We start from the raw sequence: 18,242 nt of genomic DNA, 5'->3' as shown, positions 1-18,242 counted from the left end.
AAAAATGGCTGCCACCCGGCAGCCATTTTTATTTCTATACCTTAGGAATATTAAACCCGAACGTGTCCTTCACCAAGAACATAGTATTTATTGGTCACCAATTGTTTTAATCCAAGTGGCCCGCGGTGATGTAGTTTATCTGTGCTTATTGCAAGTTCTGCACCCACACCCATTTGTCCGCCATCTGTGAATCTCGTTGAAGCGTTGTGATATACGGCGGCACTATCAACCTGTTCCATAAAGTTCATAGCCTCCTCTTTATTGGTAGAGATAATAGAGGCAGAATGCCCTCCGGAATATTTGTTGATCTTTTCAATGGCTTCTTCCATATTCCCTACACTTCCAAGAACAATTTTCATTGCGAGGAATTCTTCGTACCAGGTGTTTTCTTCAGGGATTTTTTCTTCTTTTGTAAGAACCTTGCTTACCTCTTCATCCACCAGGATTTGGACCTGATTCTTCTTCATAAGCTCCTGTAATTCCTTTAGCCTCTCCTCATAATTGGGAAGTGATCTATCAATTAAAACTTTATCCAGTGCATTACATCCCGAGATCTTATCTGTTTTAGCATTCAGGATCACTTTTTTGGCTGTATCAAAATCGGCATTTTTGGAAACATACAGGAAATTGTTTCCACGGCCGCTCACAAGAACTGCTCCCGTAGCATGTTGTTTTACAAAGGCGATGAGCCTTTCACCTCCACGGGGAACAATAAGGTCCAGTTTTTCTGGTGGATTCTTCAGGAATTCCTGGGTTTCCTCCCTGTTAAGCTGGAGAAGCTCTATCCAGTTGGATTCCAGGCCATTTTCTTTAAGTGCCTCATGCCAGCATTCTACCAGGACTTTATTGCTATGGTTGGCTTCCTTACCTCCTTTCAGGTAGATCTTATTATTGGCCTTAAAAGCCAGTACGGCTGCTTCAATCGTAACATCTGGCCTGGATTCGTAAATGATCATAATAGTTCCAAAAGGTGCAGTTTTATTGGTAATGTCCAGTCCGCTTTCCAGCACCCGGTGAGAGATCTCCTGTCCAACAGGATCTTCCTGCTCCATTACTTCCTTCACACTTTGGATCATTCCATCCACTTTTTTATCATTTACGATTAGGCGATCATACATCGCACCCCCTGTTTCCCCAAATGCCTCAAGGTCATCTTCATTGGCTTTTATTATTTCCTCTCTTCTTCTATCCAGGATTTGAATCATGGATCTAAGGACATTATTCTTTGTATTTGTATCTATCAGCTTCATAATTTCAATTTCTAAGTTCTTATTTTATTTTCACTAACGACTAGACCTAAGCCGTAAATTTCGTTCCTACAGGTTTTCCTGCCACTATATCCAGGATCACATTTGGCCTCTTACCATTTGCGATATATGTGGTTATATTCTTGGCAGCTGTACCTTTGGCGATCTTTATTTTGGATTCCATTCCTCCGCGTCCTTCACCTTCGCCCTTGCCGCTTTCCTGGACGTACTTTTCGACATTCTCATCAATTTGGACCTTAGAGAGTTTTTCTGAGTCCTCATCATCTGGATGACCAGTATACAAGCCCTCGGTATCGCTTAATATGATAAGGGCATCTGCATTGATTAACTCAGCTACAAGGCTGGCCAGTTCATCATTATCACTAAACATGGACATGGTTACAGAAACTGCATCATCCTCATTTGCTATAGGTATAATTCCTTCTGCCAGTAAGGACTCATAACAATTTATCATATTCTCACGGTGCAGCCCCGGGCTAAAATCCCTTTTGGTTGCAAGCACCTGTGCACAGCGCATCCCATAATCATGGAAAATACTGTAATAATGTCTCATCATTCTTGGTTGTCCAACAGATGAGTATACCTGCCTTCTTTTAGAGGGATCTGTGATCCCTATTTCCCCCAGGATCTCTTTCCCTGCAATGGCAGAACCAGATGAAACCAGGACTACCATTATGTCCTGCTCATATAATGTCGCGATTTGCTCAACCAGGTGTTTAAGTACCGGCCCCAGAATTCTGTTGTCTTTATTGGTCATTACATTCGTACCAACTTTTACTACGATTCTTTTCACTTCCATATTATTCATTTTCGAATACTTCTTTTTTTATCAAGCTTATTGTTTACCTAATTCTACTGCCCTGTCAAAGGCTGCATAAGCAGCATCCTTGATCAATTCCTTTACATTATTATCCTCCATGGAATCCAGTGCAGCCCTTGTTGTACCCCCTTTTGAAGCAACTCTCTCCATCCATGTTTCAGGTGAAAGATCACTCTGGTTAAATAACTCCACAGCTCCCTCAAATGTTTGTGATACAAGAACCTTGGAATCGTTTTTTGAAAAGCCCATTTTTAAGGCGGCTTCCAGCATCGATTGCATAAAGTAAAATACATAGGCGGGCCCGCTCCCCGAGATTCCTGTTGAGGCATCTATATAATTCTCATTCTCTACCTTAATGGATTCTCCTGTGGTATCAAGCAGGTTCCTTATCATCAATAATTCCACCCGGGAAACCTCTTTGGCTTCAGTATAAGAAGTAACCCCTTTTCCTACCTGCGCAGGAAGGTTTGGCATTGCTCTTACAACTTTTTTGACGCCCAGGCCTGCCTGGATTTTTTCTATTGTTACACCTGCCATAATAGAGACAAAAATCTGGTCGTTATTCACCAGAGGTTTGATCTCTTCAAATAATTCATCAACATGGTAAGGTTTTACAGCCAGAAAAACCACATCTGCCTCTGGCAAACACTCCTCTATATTGTCATAAACGTCAAAATGTTCAATTTTGCTAAGCGATACAACAAGCTCGGGAGATTTGTCATAGATCATCAACTTGTGGCGGTTCAATAATGAAGATTTTGCCATCCCTTCTGAATAGGTTAATCCCATATTTCCGGCTCCAATAACTAGTAATCTCATTCCTTATTTTTTGATTATTAAATTTCCAGATCTAATTATAGATCAATTTATTTTCACCCTATAGGCGCAAAGACCATGCAATCCAGGGGGTAATCTTTAAAATTTTAAGAAAGAAGCCCTTTTATGAGAGAGAAAGAAATATAGGAGAAAATTTATTCGAAGTGTGGGAAGGAAAATCCCTTTAGAAATAGGCACTTGCGAACTCTAAGTCTTTGTGAGAAGCAAAAATTAAGCCTGTTGAGAGTAGAAAAATAAATAAAAGAAAAATAAAATATACATTTTCTCAATGCGCCTGTATGTCGCACTTCCTGCAATTATGTCACTTAATTATTATTTTTCTTTAAGAGCGGGGTGCTGAATCTAATGATCTTCATCTTTAGATCCTGTACTTTTTCCAGGTGTCTTTCAATTTTATCAGTGAGATTTTGATGTTGGGTGTAGTAAAAGGTTTCGCAACTTATATCCTCACACTCCATCATACCATTAAGATCGTTCTTATGATTGCGTAACTGCTCGTGCAACTCCATCTTTTCAGTCTTTAGCTCCTCCACTTCCGTAAAGAAATCCTGAAGCTTCTCATAGAGGTTGGGAAGATTACCTTCAAAGATATCTGAGGATAAAAATTTTTGAAGGAAACGTATTTCTTCAGTATTGATCTGGAATAGGTCTTCCCATCTGGATGTATCATCCTGGAGTTCCTCAATGTTCTTCTCATTTGCAGAGCGGCGATGGTGTAGTGTTGATGCCATATCAATATTTTTTAAGGATGTATACTAATATACAACAAGATTTTATTCCCTGTAATTGAGGAAGCAATTATATCATCCTACCTCTGCCACCAGAAAAACCCTTCATTTTCGCAAACGATCAGGCTTTTCAAAAGAAAATATTAATTAGTCTACGGACAAATTCTTAAAATTTTAGCAAAAACTAGGGTTTTCACCTATAACTCTTTGATTATTAAAACTTTAATTTTAAGAAAATTAACCATCTAAATATATTTTTAATTATGAAAAACTTAAAACTTTACACATGTTTTCTGGTCGTCTTTGCCTTGTTCTTTACATCTTGTAGTACAGAGGAGCAGGGGTTGATTGCTCCAGAGAATGAAAAAGCAACCCTTTCGTTCGGGGCACTTTTAAAAGATCTAAATGTTAATCGTAGTGAATTAAAACAGGTTGTGGGAGATATTCCTGCCTGTTCAGATGACGACGTGGTTTATGTGGAGATCATTCTTTCCAGTGGGGGAGTGGACGTGGTAGGAACAGAAGGGGACCCTTTCAGGATCGATCTGGTTGCAGGACAGTTATTCACTGAAGAGGTGGCAGAGCTGGAACTTGAGCCGGGCGATTATACCCTGGAGTATTTTTCTGTTCACTCAATGGACGGCACCGTGATTTGGGTAGCTCCAATTGCAGGTAGTGAAATGTCTCCATGGGTAGATTACCCGTTGCCGCTGGATATTTCCCTGGGAGCCGGGGTAAAGAAATATGTTGATGTAAGTGTACTTTGTTATGAAGACAGGCTGGTAAATGCCTATGGATATCTATTCTTCCAGCTTGATGCTACACAGGCTATACAATTCTGTATCTTCGGAAATTATTGTGATGAAACCGGAAGACATTATCCTGCCGAGTATAGTGTCAACGTTTGGAATTACAGCGATGGGCAAATGGGTTTTGTTCTCTACAGTGGAGTTACCAATACGGTAGAGCTAAACGATCTTGGGGAATATGCCTCAAGCCCGGTATGTTTTTACTTACCCGATACTTCTGGAGATGATGAATACTATTTCCAGATTACTCTTTTAAATTCTGATGCTTATGGAGATGTAACAGAAACGGTTATAAGGGAAGGCGTGATCACAGACCAGGACGTGAGAGACCTGCATATTGGTGAAGATGATTCAAATTATTATCACCTAAGATATGGCTGTGGATCCATGGACTCACCAGATTTGTTTGGAGAACCAACCACCGGCACTCCTCCAGTAATTGACAGGGATACTCAGATTTATATTTATTTTGACTCTTCAGGATCTATGAATTCTACTTTAAGCCCATTACAAACTATGCGTAATACTATTTTAAAAGAGGCTTTGATCGCTTTGTATGACAATGACGACGATTTATATGATGATAGAGTTCAGGTAGTTTCCCGGGCATCAGAAAGGACCTTCCAATTCCTCAATATCGAAGGTGCAGCGCCTACAGGCAATGTGATCTCCCTGGTTTTCCAGGATGAGGCGCATGCTGTTTATCATGGTCTGGGTGCCGGCTGGGATGAGAATTCCACCAGGACAAGTGGTTTTGATGCCGATATAACTGAATTTAGAAGCAGGCTTGCCAATTTCCCCGGGAATAGCTACAGCGGGGTGATCTTCCAGGTGGAGAATTCGATCCAGGCAGGACTTAATTACAAGAACCTTATTGAGTATGTACAAAATGGAACCGGTAATTACGCCGGCGCATTCGGACTTTCAGATCGCAGTGAAGTAGGTTTCAAGTATAATGTTGATGATGGCAACACCCCACAATATTATCTGGATTTGATCATTGAGGCATTACAGGATCTTGGATACCAGTTATAAATTAATATTTAAATAGAGAAATTTATATAAAAAGGAAGTCATTTTATGGCTTCCTTTCCTTTTTTACGAAAATTTGGAATAGAAAAAAATATATAAATGTTGGCTGCAAACGTTTGAAATAAGGAAAAAAATATTTTTATGTGGATGTTAATTGTGTGTGAAAATCACATACATTTGGCATACAAATCAAACAATAATTATTTTTCAAATGAAAAAATCAATTTTGACTTTTGCAGCTATCGCATTAGTTTTTGGCTTTACTTCTTGTAAAGAAACTACAGTAGAAACTACTGAGGATACTCAAACTGAAGTTATGGAATCTCCTGTAATGGAAGAGGAAGTAATTGAAGAAGCTCCTGTGGAAGAAGTAGATACTACTTCTGCTGAAGAGGCTACAATAGTAGAATAAAAATATAGATGGTTCTCCCAGGGGAGATCAAATCGTTTTAAGGGGCTTCGGCCCCTTTTTTTATCCCCCCGGCCCCCAAAGGGGGAGTAGAAACTGCTGGTCAATTTATTGGGTAAAACTCCGTGAAACTCTATTTCAAACTCCTTTAAAAACTCAGTGGTTAAATATGGTTATCCTCGAAAAAAGAAGGATTAAGCTATTTTCAAATTCCAGGCACCAAATCATTGTTGCCCGGTAATAGAGTCTAGACCGCTTCCGCTGCTAGAATATAGAACCTGGACTAAAATTTATGTCTTTGTAAATCAGGTATTTACCTAATTTTAAAACGCCTGGATCTTTTTAAATTATTTTAGATTTAAAGCCACCCCCGGTGGAAGTTGATAAGACCCCGGACTATATGTAGCAGGACTTAACGTAAATTCACATTATTATAATCGGACACCAATGTCACCAAATTCCCAATTCCAAATAGAAAACGGTAAACGGTAAACGGTAAACAGAAAACCCTCTAACGTCTAACGACTACCATCTAGAACGGATACCCAATCGCTAAATTAAACACCAGGTTCTCCTTTCTCCAGTTACTGCTGCCAAAATCAATATTGTCGAATACCCAACGATCACCTTCAGGTCGGTGAGGGATCCTTAAAGGAAATGCGAGGTCTGTACGCAGGATGAGGAAATTAAAATCAAACCTTAATCCAAAACCTGTTCCTACTGCCAGTTGTTTTAAAAAATCCCCGGTGAACTCAGCTCCCGGCTTATTGGGATCTTCATTCATTAGCCATATATTTCCCGCATCTACAAACAGGGCACCTTCTACGACACTAAAGAGGTGCTGCCGTAATTCAGTATTAAGCTCCAGTTTTATGTCACCAGATTGATCTGGTAAAAAACTCGAAGCCTCTGCCTGTGGATCGTAAGTACCGGGTCCAATGGATCGTGCTCTAAACGCCCTTATACTGTTTACACCTCCCATAAAGAATTGTTTGATAAATGGAAGTTCCCTGGAATTCCCATAAGGAAATCCCAAACCTATATCTATCCTGCTGGCAAGATCAAGACTCCTGTTTAATCTCCAGTAATGCCTGAAGTCGTTCTCAATTTTTGCATACTGGCTAAACGGCACATCAAAAATAGTTACAGGATCCCCGCTATCAATGTCTGCCCCTGTTACCAGGCCGGTGATATTTCCTGCCAGGTCTGCATGCCCCTGGTAGTAGAAAGTATGCTTCCGTGCAGTTTGCATTGTATTGGTGTATGTAAAAGTATAGGTAGGCCCAAAAATGAGCTGTCTTTCGATGATCCTTGCCAGGTTTGGATTTATCTCCATTTGTTCCCTGTAAAGATCAGATATATTAAAAGGGCTTACATAATTTATATCCATAACATTAAGCCTGTGTTCCTTCCTTACATTTTCCTTCCAGAGGTATCCAAAAGATGCTTTAAAAGAGTTAAGGCCATATAGTTGTGTCCTTGCCTGGTACTCATATCCCAGGGTGGCACGGGTGCGGGGCACAAAGGCACTGTTGGATATTATATTAAAAGGTGTAACAAGTTTGGGCCAGGTGAGATTTGCTTCCCCACCAATCCTGAAGATATTAAAGCCCTGGTTCTGCCCGGATATCTGGGCTTCATACCCTGCAAAGGCTGATATTGTCAAAAGCTCTGCCCCCGGAATGTATTCCTGTTGCTCCAGCTTAAATTTACCTCAGACCCGGCGTAATTGGCAGAATTTGTTTTCCCCAGCAGCTCCAGCCTTATCGATTTCTTTTGCATTGGAGTGAGGTAATAATATACATCCAACGCATTCTCAACAGAATCTGATACCTTGAACTGGTTATCTACAAACCTAAAGATGCCCAAATTTACCAGCCTGTTTATAGTTTTGTTATGATCAACCCGGTTGTATAACTCACCCTCCTCAAATCTAAGTGAACGGTGAAATAATTTTGGTTTGAACTTATTATCAGGATCAAAGATGGTGAGGTCCTCAAAATTTTCTCCTGTACGGGAGGTCACAGGAATAGTATCTCCAGTAAGAGAATGATCGGGATAAATAAAGATCTTATTGATGGTGTATTGTTCCTTTGCCTGTGCCGGGGTTATATCTTTTAAAACCAGGTCCAGAGAAACTTCTTTATCGCCGGCTGTGCTGTCAACTCTGGCAAGTAAATAATCCGGGTTAAAGAAGTAATAGCCATTCTCTTTAAGGGTAGCATCTATTCTTACACGTTCATTTCTTATCACATCAAGGTCATATGGTTCTCCAACCTTAAGCAGGGAATTCTCCCGGGTTTCTTTTATATCCTTTGTTATGGGAATAGAGTCTGTAGGAAAGGATAATTCTTTTATGAGGTATTGGCTTCCCAGCCTAACGGTATATTCAGCGGTGACCTTTTTATTATTTTCTGTAGAGTCTGGAATGGAACGCGCATTAAAATAGCCACGGTTCTCAGCATATCCCTGGATAAGATCGGCGTTGTAATCAAGATCTACTTCACTAAATAGAACGGGCCGTTGCCCAAGGTTATCCCTAATCCAGCGGCCAATTCCAGTCGCGTCTTCCCCGCCTCCAATATTATAGAACCATAGTCCTGGTCTTAAACCTAAAAAACTGGTGTTAGGATTCGGCCTTAATAACCCTTCCATATTTGCTTCAAGTGTCTTGCGGTCCCCCCGTGAGATTTCCTCTCCTTCTACTTCTACCTCCCCGCCAACATACAACCTCTCATTATCATCCAGGTATTTGACATTGCCACATCCATACAGCAAAATTAACATTGAAAGATATAAAACGTTGCTTGTTCTCATAGTTAAAAATTTCTATTCCTCATCTGGATCTTTCCCAAAGATTTCCATGAAATGGTTATAATCCATTGTTATTATAAAGGCAAGGCCTGTTTCAATTATTTGTCCCTGCAGGGCTACCTGGTACTGGTTCTTTCTATAAGCCCGCAACCTGTAACGGCCATCCTTGGAAAGCTGGTAATCCACAGCAACGTCTCCTGCAATATTATTGGCCTGCTGGTTTGACTGCTGCGGGCCTTCCAGCCCAAAACTGCTTCCAATGGTCACTGTTAACCTTTCATCCAGCAGTGACTTGGAAACCCCTACATTAAGGTCTGTCCTTTGTTCTCGTTGTCCCGTGGTATAATCTTCAGTAGATTCAAGGTCAAAATCGAGTTTTACCCCTCCAATAAGGTCCCCGGCCAGGTCGTTGAGTTGTTGTGAGAGTATCTTGCTCACACTCTGGCGGGCAAGACTCTCTGCACTGGTGCCGCCGGCTTCACTGGCAAAAGGATTCTCTCCAATAAACCTGTTGAGCAGCAGTAATGCAAATACCTGCTTGTTCAATTCTGAAGGTTGCTGTCTTAATTGAGCCAGTTTAGCCCTGGAGTTATTAATAATATCGCTGGAGACATTAAAATTCCTGTCCGGGAGGACAATATCAAAGCTTAGTTCAGGTTCCAGGAGCTCCCCGGTCATAATTAAATGGGTTTGAAAAGGGAGATCCTGCTTATAAGTGTTTCTTGCCCCCTGGGAAAGATTTGCAAGTTGATTTCCTAAAAGGTCAATTGGAGCAGTCTCTGTCTCATAAATTGCGGTTATGTTTATGTTGGCACTGGTAGGTTCGCCTGTCCATTGTATATAACTCCCCGGTTGTATCTCAAATCGCCTTCTTATAAAATTGAATGACATTTCATAAGCACCCTCTGTAAACTCATATCTTCCTGTAAGGTTTGTTCTTCCTGAAGGGTCTATGCCGGCAGTTAATTGCGCCTCTCCCTGCAGGTTCAGGAAATCACCATTGCCTTCATCGATTACAAGTGTAAGTTCTGCCTCCTCATCCACATCAATATTGACTGAAACATCCATTCCTTCCAGGGGAGAGGTATTCAGGGTTTCTTCCATTTCCCTCATCTCTGCAAGGCGTTGGCTGGTTTCATCAACAAATTCAACTACTCCCTCCCTGTCTGCTATAGAAGGGTCCTCCTGTGGTAACACCACACTTAATGCTGTTCCATCTTTTATTTTGATATCTCCTCTTACAACCGGGTTGTCAATATTCCCACCAATAGTAAGCCGGGTATCAAGCACCAGGTCTCCATAGTAGAATTCATTATCTTCTTTAGTAGAGCTTATTGCCCGAAAGTTTGTGGCATTTACTGTGAGATCGAATCCATATGAAGTATAATCTGTAGTTTGCAGGGAACCATTAAGGACCAGTTCGTTGTTGTCTTCATCCTCTATGGTAAACTGGTTGAAACTAATACCTTCAGAAGTAAAGGAAATTCGATCATTTATATTCTGAAAATAACTATCCAGCGTTGTCACTGTGAAGCCCACATCATTAAAATCCAGGTCCCGAGTACCGTAGGTTCGTCCACGGTTCCTTCCAGTCTCAGGTTACCCGATACATATCCTTCTCCATCTGAAATATTTCCGAAGGAAAAGCCCTGGACGCTTTCTATGTGCAACTGTGTTATGTCGATATTAAAATCCAGGCCACCTTCTGTAGTATCATAAAGGCCATTAATATTCATATTATTGTTTTGCCCTGTAAGAGTAACACTGGCTTGCAAGGTATTGGCGGTCTGGTTGTCTACCTCGATTTGAAGATTCCCCACCGTATCCCGTTTAAAGCTAAAATTCTCTACTGTAAGTTCAGATGTGAATTGAGGTGAAGTTGCAAGATCATTAAAAACTACATCTCCATTTATGGTTCCGCCGGCCAGTAAGGTATCCTTTGAGATCATTGCACTAATGGTCTCTATTTGAAAACTATCAAAAACAATATCCATTGGTGCGGCAGGGTCCTGGGTGCGGGAATTGATGCGTATGGCTTGATTATTATGACTAAGCTCAAAATTATTGGCCATCACTCCATTAGGACCAAAGGTAATGCTGTTGTCTTCCGGGATTTTCCAGTTGTCATAATTAAGCAGTAAATCCTCAATTTCCAGGGAAACCCGGCTGCTGCCTTCCCTGGTCTCCAGGTCTCCAGCTATCCTGTAATGAGGGTCCCCGGCTGAATCATCTATACGCAGCGTGTAGGTGATGGTATTATCCTGTATTTCCCCGCTCAACTCGGTATGGAATAACTGTAACTGCGGGCTTTCCACATCATCTATGATAATTTCATAAGCCAGCGCATTATCCCTGGTTTCCACAGTGATATCTCCATTAACGATCCTGTAATCCATATAACGCATTCGAGGTATGTCGCCATTAATAGTGAGACTGTCGGCAGTGCTGTTGTACCTACCCGAAATGGTTAAGGGTTGGGTGAGTTCAAGGTCGGGCATTAATTGGGTAAGGATTGGATCATCATTCACCCTTAAATTAAAAGAGAATTGCTGTGCCTGTGCTGTATCTGCAACTGCAGCAGTTGTATCTGGTGGATAAGTTGGATCATAATAGTAGGCAATGGTCTTTGAGATTGCAGGGCCTATTTTTGTGAGCTGATAATCTCCTTCCATTTTAGCCCTTAAAAATTGAGATTCAAGTACCAGGCTGTCAATAGTAGCGCTTGCGGTAGACCTTAAGGAGATGGTATCCAGTGGAAACCGCTGGCTTCCATTTTCCACGATAAGATCTGCTAAATATATTTCCCCATTAAGATGATCTGGATCTGCAGTTTCAAGATCTGCAACAATATTACCTTCAAACCTTAAAGGATAGGCATACAGGTTTAGTGAATCCAGGGCCACATTGTGTATGTTTCCCTCGAGCTGAAGGGAAGGATATTCTCCCTGGAAATTACCGCTGGCCACAATTCCAAAATCAAGATTTGGATCTTCCATTTGCGCCTCGGCCTTGAGATCACCGTTGGCCATCGAACCTTCAAACTTAAGGTCCCTGTAGATGTAACTGTTATACTCTGCCCTTTCGATATTTCCAGAGGCAGTTGCGCTGGCGGTTGCAGGATCAAAACCTGTTCCTTCTGCCTGAATATTCAAAGTTAATTCCCCAATGGAATCATTCATTATAAGCCTGCCAAGATCAAACTCATTTAAGGCAATATTTGCGTCATATTTTTCAGCATTTTCCTGCCTCATGTCTATGTTTGCATCGATTTGGGCGTTCCCGGAGCTGCTTTGAATATCAAGATTAGTATTAAAATTTTGCGCAGTACCTCTAAAATTTCCGGTAATGCTGAAGGTCTCGGGGAGTTGAATACTATCTGGTATTGTTCCCGGGGGTACAAATTGGTTAATATCTGCCGCAGTGGTCCTGAAGGTGTTTATGTTGAGGTTGTAAGATGCATTTTCAGCATCTGGTAAACCGGTGATGTCGCCGGTAATGGCTATTTGTGTATTGCCAATCCCTGAAGCTTCAAAATTATCTATAGTAAGGTCCCCAACCCTGCCAGAAATCGCTCCATCCAACCGTAATATGGCGTTAGGATTACTGCGAAAGGGATTTGTATCTTTAAGATCGGGCGCAAAAAGAAGAATATCCTGGAAGCCTATCCTGCTGTTATCCAGCCGCGCATCTACCAACGCGTTTCCAAGATCCTCTTCCAGGCTCTCAAGACTGGGATATTCCAGAACAATTTTATCCCGGAGCAGCGTGTGAGGAGTCTCGAGATAAAGATCCCTTAGATATGCTGAAGTTCCCGTATAGGCAAAATTTGTTTCAAATTGTTTGATATAAAGACCACTATGATCCTGAAGCTGAAAGGAATTTATCCTTCCCGAAATTGAATCCTGGCGGTAATAGAAATCCTCTGCATCCATATTAACCCCCGTTAGGTCGAGGTCCATAAAATTTATTCCCTCCTCCTGCACCGGGGCGTTTTCATCCTTAAATTTAAATGCAAGTTCCTGCAGCTGCATATTATCCAGTTTTACTTTCCAGTCACCTGAAGCAGCTGTAGCGGTAGTATCTTGTGTAGTTGTGGTTTCGCTAGATTCTTCTGTAGTACCTGCCATAAGAAGGCTACCTTTTAGTCCTGTGACCTCAAGGTTGGAAAGGGAGGCAAATTCTTCCTGCATTTGTAATTCCTCAATTTCTGCCTGGAGTTCCTGCAGGGTAAAGGCGGTATTGATCCTGGCTTCTTCACTGTTGAAAGTGATATCTATATTTCCCAGGGAAATACTACCCAATCCCAGTTGGAGAGGGGGGGACTCTTTTGTAGTTTCCTCGATACCTGCCGCCGTGGGGGCAGTATCTGTTTCCCCCTGGTCCATTCGCAAAACAAGCCCATCTACATTAATGCTGGGAATCTCATAGATCATATTGTCAGGATCAAAAGTCCCTATTCGTGTATCAAGGTGATGTAGATTTACATCTATCTCACTTTTTGAAATGGCATCATTAAAGGTAAAGCGAATACGGTCGAGATCAATGGTGCCTATTGAGATATCCATTGTCGCAGTTGTATCCTGCGGCTGGTCTGTAGCAAAAGCCTCGGCTATATAATCAAAATTAAAGACAGAATCCCGATTTCTTGAAATATTGGCAACTGCACCTTCCAGCTCTATGGAGCCAATATCAACCGTGCTGCTTATAAGCTTATAGAAGTTTATATTAACCGCCAAACGTTCTCCTGCCGCAAGAGTATCCCCGGCCTGGTCCTCAAAATAGAAACCCTCCAGGATGATCTTTTTAGGAAAACCAATTTCCAGCCTGTCTATGCGCACTGGGGTTTCGATTTTCTCCTCAAGGAAGGTTACGGCCTCTTCTTTAATGAAATTTTGGACAGCAGGAATTTGAATAAGGAGTAGTACAAGCAAAATTATTGTAATAATGCTTCCTATGATCCATAATAAGACTTTAAGAAATTTACGTAAAAATTTTTTCAACGTTCCCCGTGTTTATCCTCAAATATAGCCACTTACAGGGGTTTGCAGTGTTAAAATAAAGCGAAACCTGCTTTATCCACAATTGTTCTAAATTCATTATCCTGGCTTTAATGGAATAAAGAAATTGAATGTTGTGGGCGAATGTGATAGGTTGTTAGAATAGTAGGCGGGGGTACTCCTTAACTTATTAAATAACTGAAATTCTGCTCCTTTGGTAATAAAAAGACTTGTAGAAGCAGCGGTTTTGGATGAGCAAAAACTAAGTTCATATATCATATAAAATTATTGATGGGGGAAATAGAAAAAAGGCTGCCAAATTTCTTTAACAGCCTTTTTGTAGTTGTTTAATTTTATTTTTTATCGTTGCGGTTGATCCTGTGGTACAGGGAATCCTCTGTCGCGCATAAGGGCATCTATTTTTGCATCTCTGCCTCTAAACTGCCGGTAAGCTTCAGCGGGATCCATAGCATTACGGGGTGCAAAAAGATATTTCACCAGTTTTGCAGCAACATTTTGATCGTAAAAACCTCCGGGAGATTCAGCAAAGGCTTCAGCAGCATCAGAGGTGAGAACATCTGCCCACAGGTATCCATAATACCCGGTAGCATAACCTTCACCCGAAAATACATGGCCAAAGTGAGGTGAGCGATGTCTCATCACAATTTCCTCAGGCATATTCAATTCCTTTAAAGTTTCCTTTTCAAAGGTACGCGGATCGATATTTTCAGGATCTGTTGTATGGTATTTCATATCCATTAATGCAGATGCCAAAAACTCGGTGGTGGCAAAGCCCTGGTTAAATGTGGATGCATTTTTGATCTTTGCAACAAGATCGGCCGGAATTGGCTCCCCTGTCTCATGGTGAAGAAGGAATTTGTTTATCACTCTGTCTGTAGACAACCATCTTTCAAGCAGCTGTGACTGGAATTCAGTATAGTCCCTTACTCCACTATTCAAAGTAGGATATTTTACATTGGAAGCAAAGAAGTGCAGGGCGTGTCCAAATTCATGGAAAAAGGTAGTGGCATCATCCCAGGAGATCAAAGCAGGTTCTCCGGGTGCCGGTTTCACAAAATTGGAGTTGTTTGAGGCCAGTACAGTTTCTTTACCGTCAAAAGTAGTGTGGCTTCTGTAAGTAGTCGCCCAGGCACCAGAACGTTTCCCAGTCCTTGAATATGGGTCAAGATACCAAAGACCAACGTGTTCACCATTCAACCTGTCTGTAACTTCCCATACCTTTACGTCCTCATGAAAAACAGGTACGCTTCCATCTGGCACAGGGGTAAAATCATAGTTAAAGATCTCACCGGCTGTGAAGAACAAAGCTTCAGTTAAATTATCCAGTTGCAGGTATTGTTTTACCTCGTCGCTATCGAGATCATATTTGTCCTTTCTAACTTTTTCAGCATAGAAGCGGTAATCCCATGGCTTGATCTTAATGTTTGCACCTTCAGCATCGGCGAGGGCCTGCATATCTTCAACTTCTTCCTCTACCCGTGCAAGTGCTGCCGGCCAAACGGCCTCCATTAATTCCATGGCATTTTCAGGATTCCTGGCCATCCTGTTTTGCAGGCGCCATTCAGCATAATTATCATAGCCCATCAAGCCTACACGTTCATCTCTTAATTTCAATATTTGCTTAATGATCTCATTGTTGTCAAATTCGTCACGGTTATCACCTCTTGAATAATAATTATTCCAAACCTTCTCTCTTAGATCCCTTTCGGTTGAATATGTAAGGAACGGGTCCATAGATGAGCGGGTATTGGTAATTGCATATTTGCCCTCCTGGCCGCGATCTGTAGCTGCTTTTGCACTTGCCTTCACAAAAGATTCAGGCAGGCCTCCCAGCTGGTCTTTCGTTAAATAAACAACATAGTTCTCCTCATCTGCAAGGACGTTGTTGGAAAATTTGGTATATAGCTGTGAGAGTTCCTTATTGATGGCGGCATACCGCTCTTTGGCTTTATCATCCAGATTGGCACCATCAAGGGCAAAATTTTCATATGTAAGCTGCACGACCCGTTGTTTATCTTCACTAAAAGGTTCCTTTTGTGACTTATCGTACACTGCTTTAATACGCTCAAATAACTTGGTATTCTGTGAGATCTTAGAGGAATATTCAGAGATCTTTGGGGCAAGTTCTCCCTGTATTTCCCGAAACTCCGGCGAGGAAATATTACTACTCCAAATACCATAATATGTAAAAACACGATTAAGTGGTTTACCTGCCCGTTCCAAAGCTTCTATGGTGTTTTCGAAGGTAGGAGGTTCTGGATTATTTGCAATTGCCTCGATCTCCTCAAGATGTAAAGCCATACCTTTTTCCATGGCCGGCTTAAGATCTTTTAAATCCATTTCATCAAAAACAGGAACGCCGCCATATGGTCCCTGATATTCCTGTAACAATACATTATCATTCAGCGATTGGTCTTTCATTTGTTTGGTGGTTTGCAGGGTTTGTTGGGCCCGGAGTTCATGGTAAGGGGAGGCGGATATCACCAGCCCTGTTAGGATACCGAGCGATGTGGTTTTAATAAGTTTCAAATTGGTTCTCATATAATTAATGTTTATACTTTTTTAATATTTCATTGCTGAAAGGCCTAAAGATACAACAACTGCCTCATAACTTTTATTCAGGTAACGTGGCAAAACTAATGCCATATCTGTTAAATTACACTTAAAGGCTATCCGGGAACTTGGCCTAAATTTATTATTTTTACATTTTAGTAAAGTTTATATATCAAGGCTTCTATAGCTTCTTACCGCTTTTTTTATAATGACAAAGAATCATTTTCCTATAACTACTGAAAATACTGAAAATAAAATTGCTGCAAGCAGGTTAATTGCCGTTGGGGCAAGCGCGGGAGGACTTGAGGCTTTAAAGGTCTTTTTCAGGAACCTGGCAGAGGATGACAATAATTCCTATGTCGTGATCCAGCATCTTTCTCCAGATTATAAGAGTATGATGGGGGAGCTCCTGGCAAAATCTACAAATCTCAAGATCGAAGAGATAAAGGATAACATGGAAATACTCCCCGGGCGTATTTATTTAATACCTCCCGTAAGTAACCTGGTTATTCAGAATGGGATGTTGCACCTGCTGGATAAACCCAAGGACCAAAAGCTTAATTTACCAATAGACATGTTTCTCACCTCTCTGGCCGAATATAAAAAGGAACAGGCTATTGCCGTTATCCTTAGCGGCACAGGGAGTGATGGGACTCGTGGGATACGGGCCATAAAGGAAAATGACGGGATGGTAATGGTACAGGATCCCGACCAGGCAAAGTTCGATGGAATGCCAAAAAGCGCCATCCAAACCGGCCTGGTGGATTATGTTCTTGATGTTGAGGATATGGGCGAGGAGCTTATAAATTTCATAAGTGCTCCCGTTGTTCTTCATTTTAAGGAAGGGAATATTGAATATGATGAAAATACCCTCTCCAAGATCCTGCACCTTATTAATGAAAAAACAGGACTTGATTTTAGGGAATATAAGCATTCTACCCTTGCAAGAAGAGTTGCACGCCGTGTTAATGTGTGCAAATGCAATTCCCTGGCTGAATATTACCATACACTTAAGGACAACGAGGAAGAAGTTAATATACTTTACAGGGAATTCCTTATAGGGGTAACTAAATTCTTTCGTGACTCTGAAGTTTGGACAATCCTTAGGGATACTGTTATACCGGAATTAGTAACAGAAAAAGATGAGACAGAGGTCCTGAAAATATGGGACGTTGGCTGCAGCACGGGAGAAGAGGCTTATTCTCTTGCAATGTTCCTTAATGAGGAAATTGAAAAACAGGAAAAACATATTGAAGTAAAGATCTTTGCTACAGATATTTCTCAAAAACACCTGGATATAGGCAGCCAGGGAGTATATTCTGAAAGCATAGTGGCAGATGTTGCACCACACCTGTTACAAAAATACTTTATAAGCAAGCAGGAAGGCTACCAGGTAGTGGAAAAGATTAGAAGAATGGTGATCTTTTCTAAGCATAATATTATAAAGAACCCTCCTTTTAGTAATATGGATATGGTTTTTTGTCGTAACCTTTTGATCTATTTCCAGCCAACAATTCAAAAGAAAGCTTTGAATGTATTGCATTATGGGCTTAAGGAAGATGGGGTACTGGTACTGGGGACCAGTGAAAGCGTCCAAACCCACAGGGAATATTTCCAGGACATAAGCAGGAAATGGAAGATCTATCGCAATGTAAATCCCCGAAGAAGATTAAATACAGAAACTCTTCACTCTTCTCCCAACCGTTTGCTTGAGAATGTACCGGCCCGTAAAAGAAGGGATTTGCCGGCGCCACAGGTCAATAAAAAACAAAAATTCATTTCAGAATTAAGTGATACCGTTCTTGAGCAATTTGGTGCAGCGAGTATCTATATAGATTCAGATTATAATATCCTGCAGGCAGTAGGAGAATTCAGGAAATACGCGAGTTTACCCGTAAATGGTTTCTCAACCAACCTTCTTGATATGCTGGGGTTGATATTAAGCACGTGATAC

At 41.2% G+C, this 18,242-nt stretch carries 12 protein-coding genes; 3 read left to right on the top strand and 9 right to left on the bottom strand.

Features of this window, described 5'->3' with window-relative positions:
* Positions 1 to 50: 50 nt before the first annotated feature.
* From FHG64_RS03785 to FHG64_RS03770, 4 genes are all read right to left on the bottom strand, one after another.
* Positions 51 to 1,250 (bottom strand): glutamate-5-semialdehyde dehydrogenase, encoded by a 1,200-nt coding sequence (locus FHG64_RS03785; protein WP_139065170.1) that lies wholly within the window; start codon positions 1,248 to 1,250, stop codon positions 51 to 53.
* Positions 1,251 to 1,296: 46 nt separating this feature from the next.
* Positions 1,297 to 2,067 carry a glutamate 5-kinase gene (proB, locus tag FHG64_RS03780; RefSeq protein WP_139065169.1) on the bottom strand — a complete coding sequence of 257 codons (771 nt, stop codon included), beginning with the start codon at positions 2,065 to 2,067 and terminating at the stop codon, positions 1,297 to 1,299.
* Between the two features lie 36 nt (positions 2,068 to 2,103).
* On the bottom strand, positions 2,104 to 2,907 hold the full coding sequence (gene proC, locus FHG64_RS03775) for a pyrroline-5-carboxylate reductase (RefSeq protein ID WP_139065168.1): 804 nt from the start codon (positions 2,905 to 2,907) through the stop codon (positions 2,104 to 2,106).
* 323 nt (positions 2,908 to 3,230) lie between these two features.
* On the bottom strand, positions 3,231 to 3,656 hold the full coding sequence (locus tag FHG64_RS03770; protein ID WP_139065167.1) for a hypothetical protein: 426 nt from the start codon (positions 3,654 to 3,656) through the stop codon (positions 3,231 to 3,233).
* Between the two features lie 260 nt (positions 3,657 to 3,916).
* Between FHG64_RS03770 and FHG64_RS03765 the strand changes: the two genes are divergently transcribed.
* Together FHG64_RS03765 and FHG64_RS03760 are read left to right on the top strand one after the other, a co-directional pair.
* Positions 3,917 to 5,497: a hypothetical protein gene (locus FHG64_RS03765; RefSeq protein WP_139065166.1), complete on the top strand. Its 1,581-nt coding sequence runs from the start codon at positions 3,917 to 3,919 to the stop codon at positions 5,495 to 5,497.
* Positions 5,498 to 5,720: 223 nt separating this feature from the next.
* The gene (locus tag FHG64_RS03760; protein ID WP_246054272.1) at positions 5,721 to 5,906 is read left to right on the top strand and encodes a hypothetical protein; all 186 of its coding nucleotides are present in this window, start codon (positions 5,721 to 5,723) and stop codon (positions 5,904 to 5,906) included.
* A gap of 529 nt (positions 5,907 to 6,435) precedes the next feature.
* On the opposite strand, the gene tamL is transcribed toward FHG64_RS03760, so the two are convergent.
* The 5 genes from tamL to FHG64_RS03740 form a co-directional block, all read right to left on the bottom strand.
* Complete coding sequence (tamL, locus tag FHG64_RS19865; RefSeq protein ID WP_317133588.1) at positions 6,436 to 7,569, bottom strand: translocation and assembly module lipoprotein TamL; 1,134 nt, start codon at positions 7,567 to 7,569, stop codon at positions 6,436 to 6,438.
* Entirely contained in the window at positions 7,566 to 8,720 is a 1,155-nt protein-coding gene (locus FHG64_RS19860) for a BamA/TamA family outer membrane protein (protein WP_317133587.1), read from the bottom strand. Before FHG64_RS19860 ends, tamL begins: the two co-directional genes overlap by 4 nt.
* A 12-nt stretch (positions 8,721 to 8,732) precedes the next feature.
* Entirely contained in the window at positions 8,733 to 10,244 is a 1,512-nt protein-coding gene (locus FHG64_RS03750; RefSeq protein WP_168191312.1) for a translocation/assembly module TamB domain-containing protein, read from the bottom strand.
* Positions 10,241 to 13,717 carry a DUF748 domain-containing protein gene (locus FHG64_RS03745; RefSeq protein WP_139065163.1) on the bottom strand — a complete coding sequence of 1,159 codons (3,477 nt, stop codon included), beginning with the start codon at positions 13,715 to 13,717 and terminating at the stop codon, positions 10,241 to 10,243. The genes FHG64_RS03750 and FHG64_RS03745 overlap by 4 nt, the downstream gene beginning before the upstream one ends.
* 357 nt (positions 13,718 to 14,074) lie before the next feature.
* The gene (locus tag FHG64_RS03740) at positions 14,075 to 16,276 is read right to left on the bottom strand and encodes a M3 family metallopeptidase (protein WP_139065162.1); all 2,202 of its coding nucleotides are present in this window, start codon (positions 16,274 to 16,276) and stop codon (positions 14,075 to 14,077) included.
* A gap of 220 nt (positions 16,277 to 16,496) precedes the next feature.
* Between FHG64_RS03740 and FHG64_RS19520 the strand changes: the two genes are divergently transcribed.
* Positions 16,497 to 18,239, top strand: coding sequence for a CheR family methyltransferase (locus tag FHG64_RS19520; protein WP_246054271.1), 1,743 nt, complete (start codon positions 16,497 to 16,499; stop codon positions 18,237 to 18,239).
* Positions 18,240 to 18,242 lie beyond the last annotated feature (3 nt).

This window comes from Antarcticibacterium flavum, from assembly GCF_006159205.1.
Taxonomy (GTDB): domain Bacteria; phylum Bacteroidota; class Bacteroidia; order Flavobacteriales; family Flavobacteriaceae; genus Gillisia; species Gillisia flava.
This window is presented reverse-complemented; position numbering and strand designations above follow the sequence as displayed.

Coding starts and splice junctions, on each gene's coding strand:
- FHG64_RS03785 (WP_139065170.1), bottom strand. CDS start 1,250: ATGAAGCTGATAGATACAAATACAAAGAATAATGTCCTTAGATCCATG.
- proB (WP_139065169.1), bottom strand. CDS start 2,067: ATGGAAGTGAAAAGAATCGTAGTAAAAGTTGGTACGAATGTAATGACC.
- proC (WP_139065168.1), bottom strand. CDS start 2,907: ATGAGATTACTAGTTATTGGAGCCGGAAATATGGGATTAACCTATTCA.
- FHG64_RS03770 (WP_139065167.1), bottom strand. CDS start 3,656: ATGGCATCAACACTACACCATCGCCGCTCTGCAAATGAGAAGAACATT.
- FHG64_RS03765 (WP_139065166.1), top strand. CDS start 3,917: ATGAAAAACTTAAAACTTTACACATGTTTTCTGGTCGTCTTTGCCTTG.
- FHG64_RS19860 (WP_317133587.1), bottom strand. CDS start 8,720: ATGAGAACAAGCAACGTTTTATATCTTTCAATGTTAATTTTGCTGTAT.
- FHG64_RS03740 (WP_139065162.1), bottom strand. CDS start 16,276: ATGAGAACCAATTTGAAACTTATTAAAACCACATCGCTCGGTATCCTA.
- FHG64_RS19520 (WP_246054271.1), top strand. CDS start 16,497: ATGACAAAGAATCATTTTCCTATAACTACTGAAAATACTGAAAATAAA.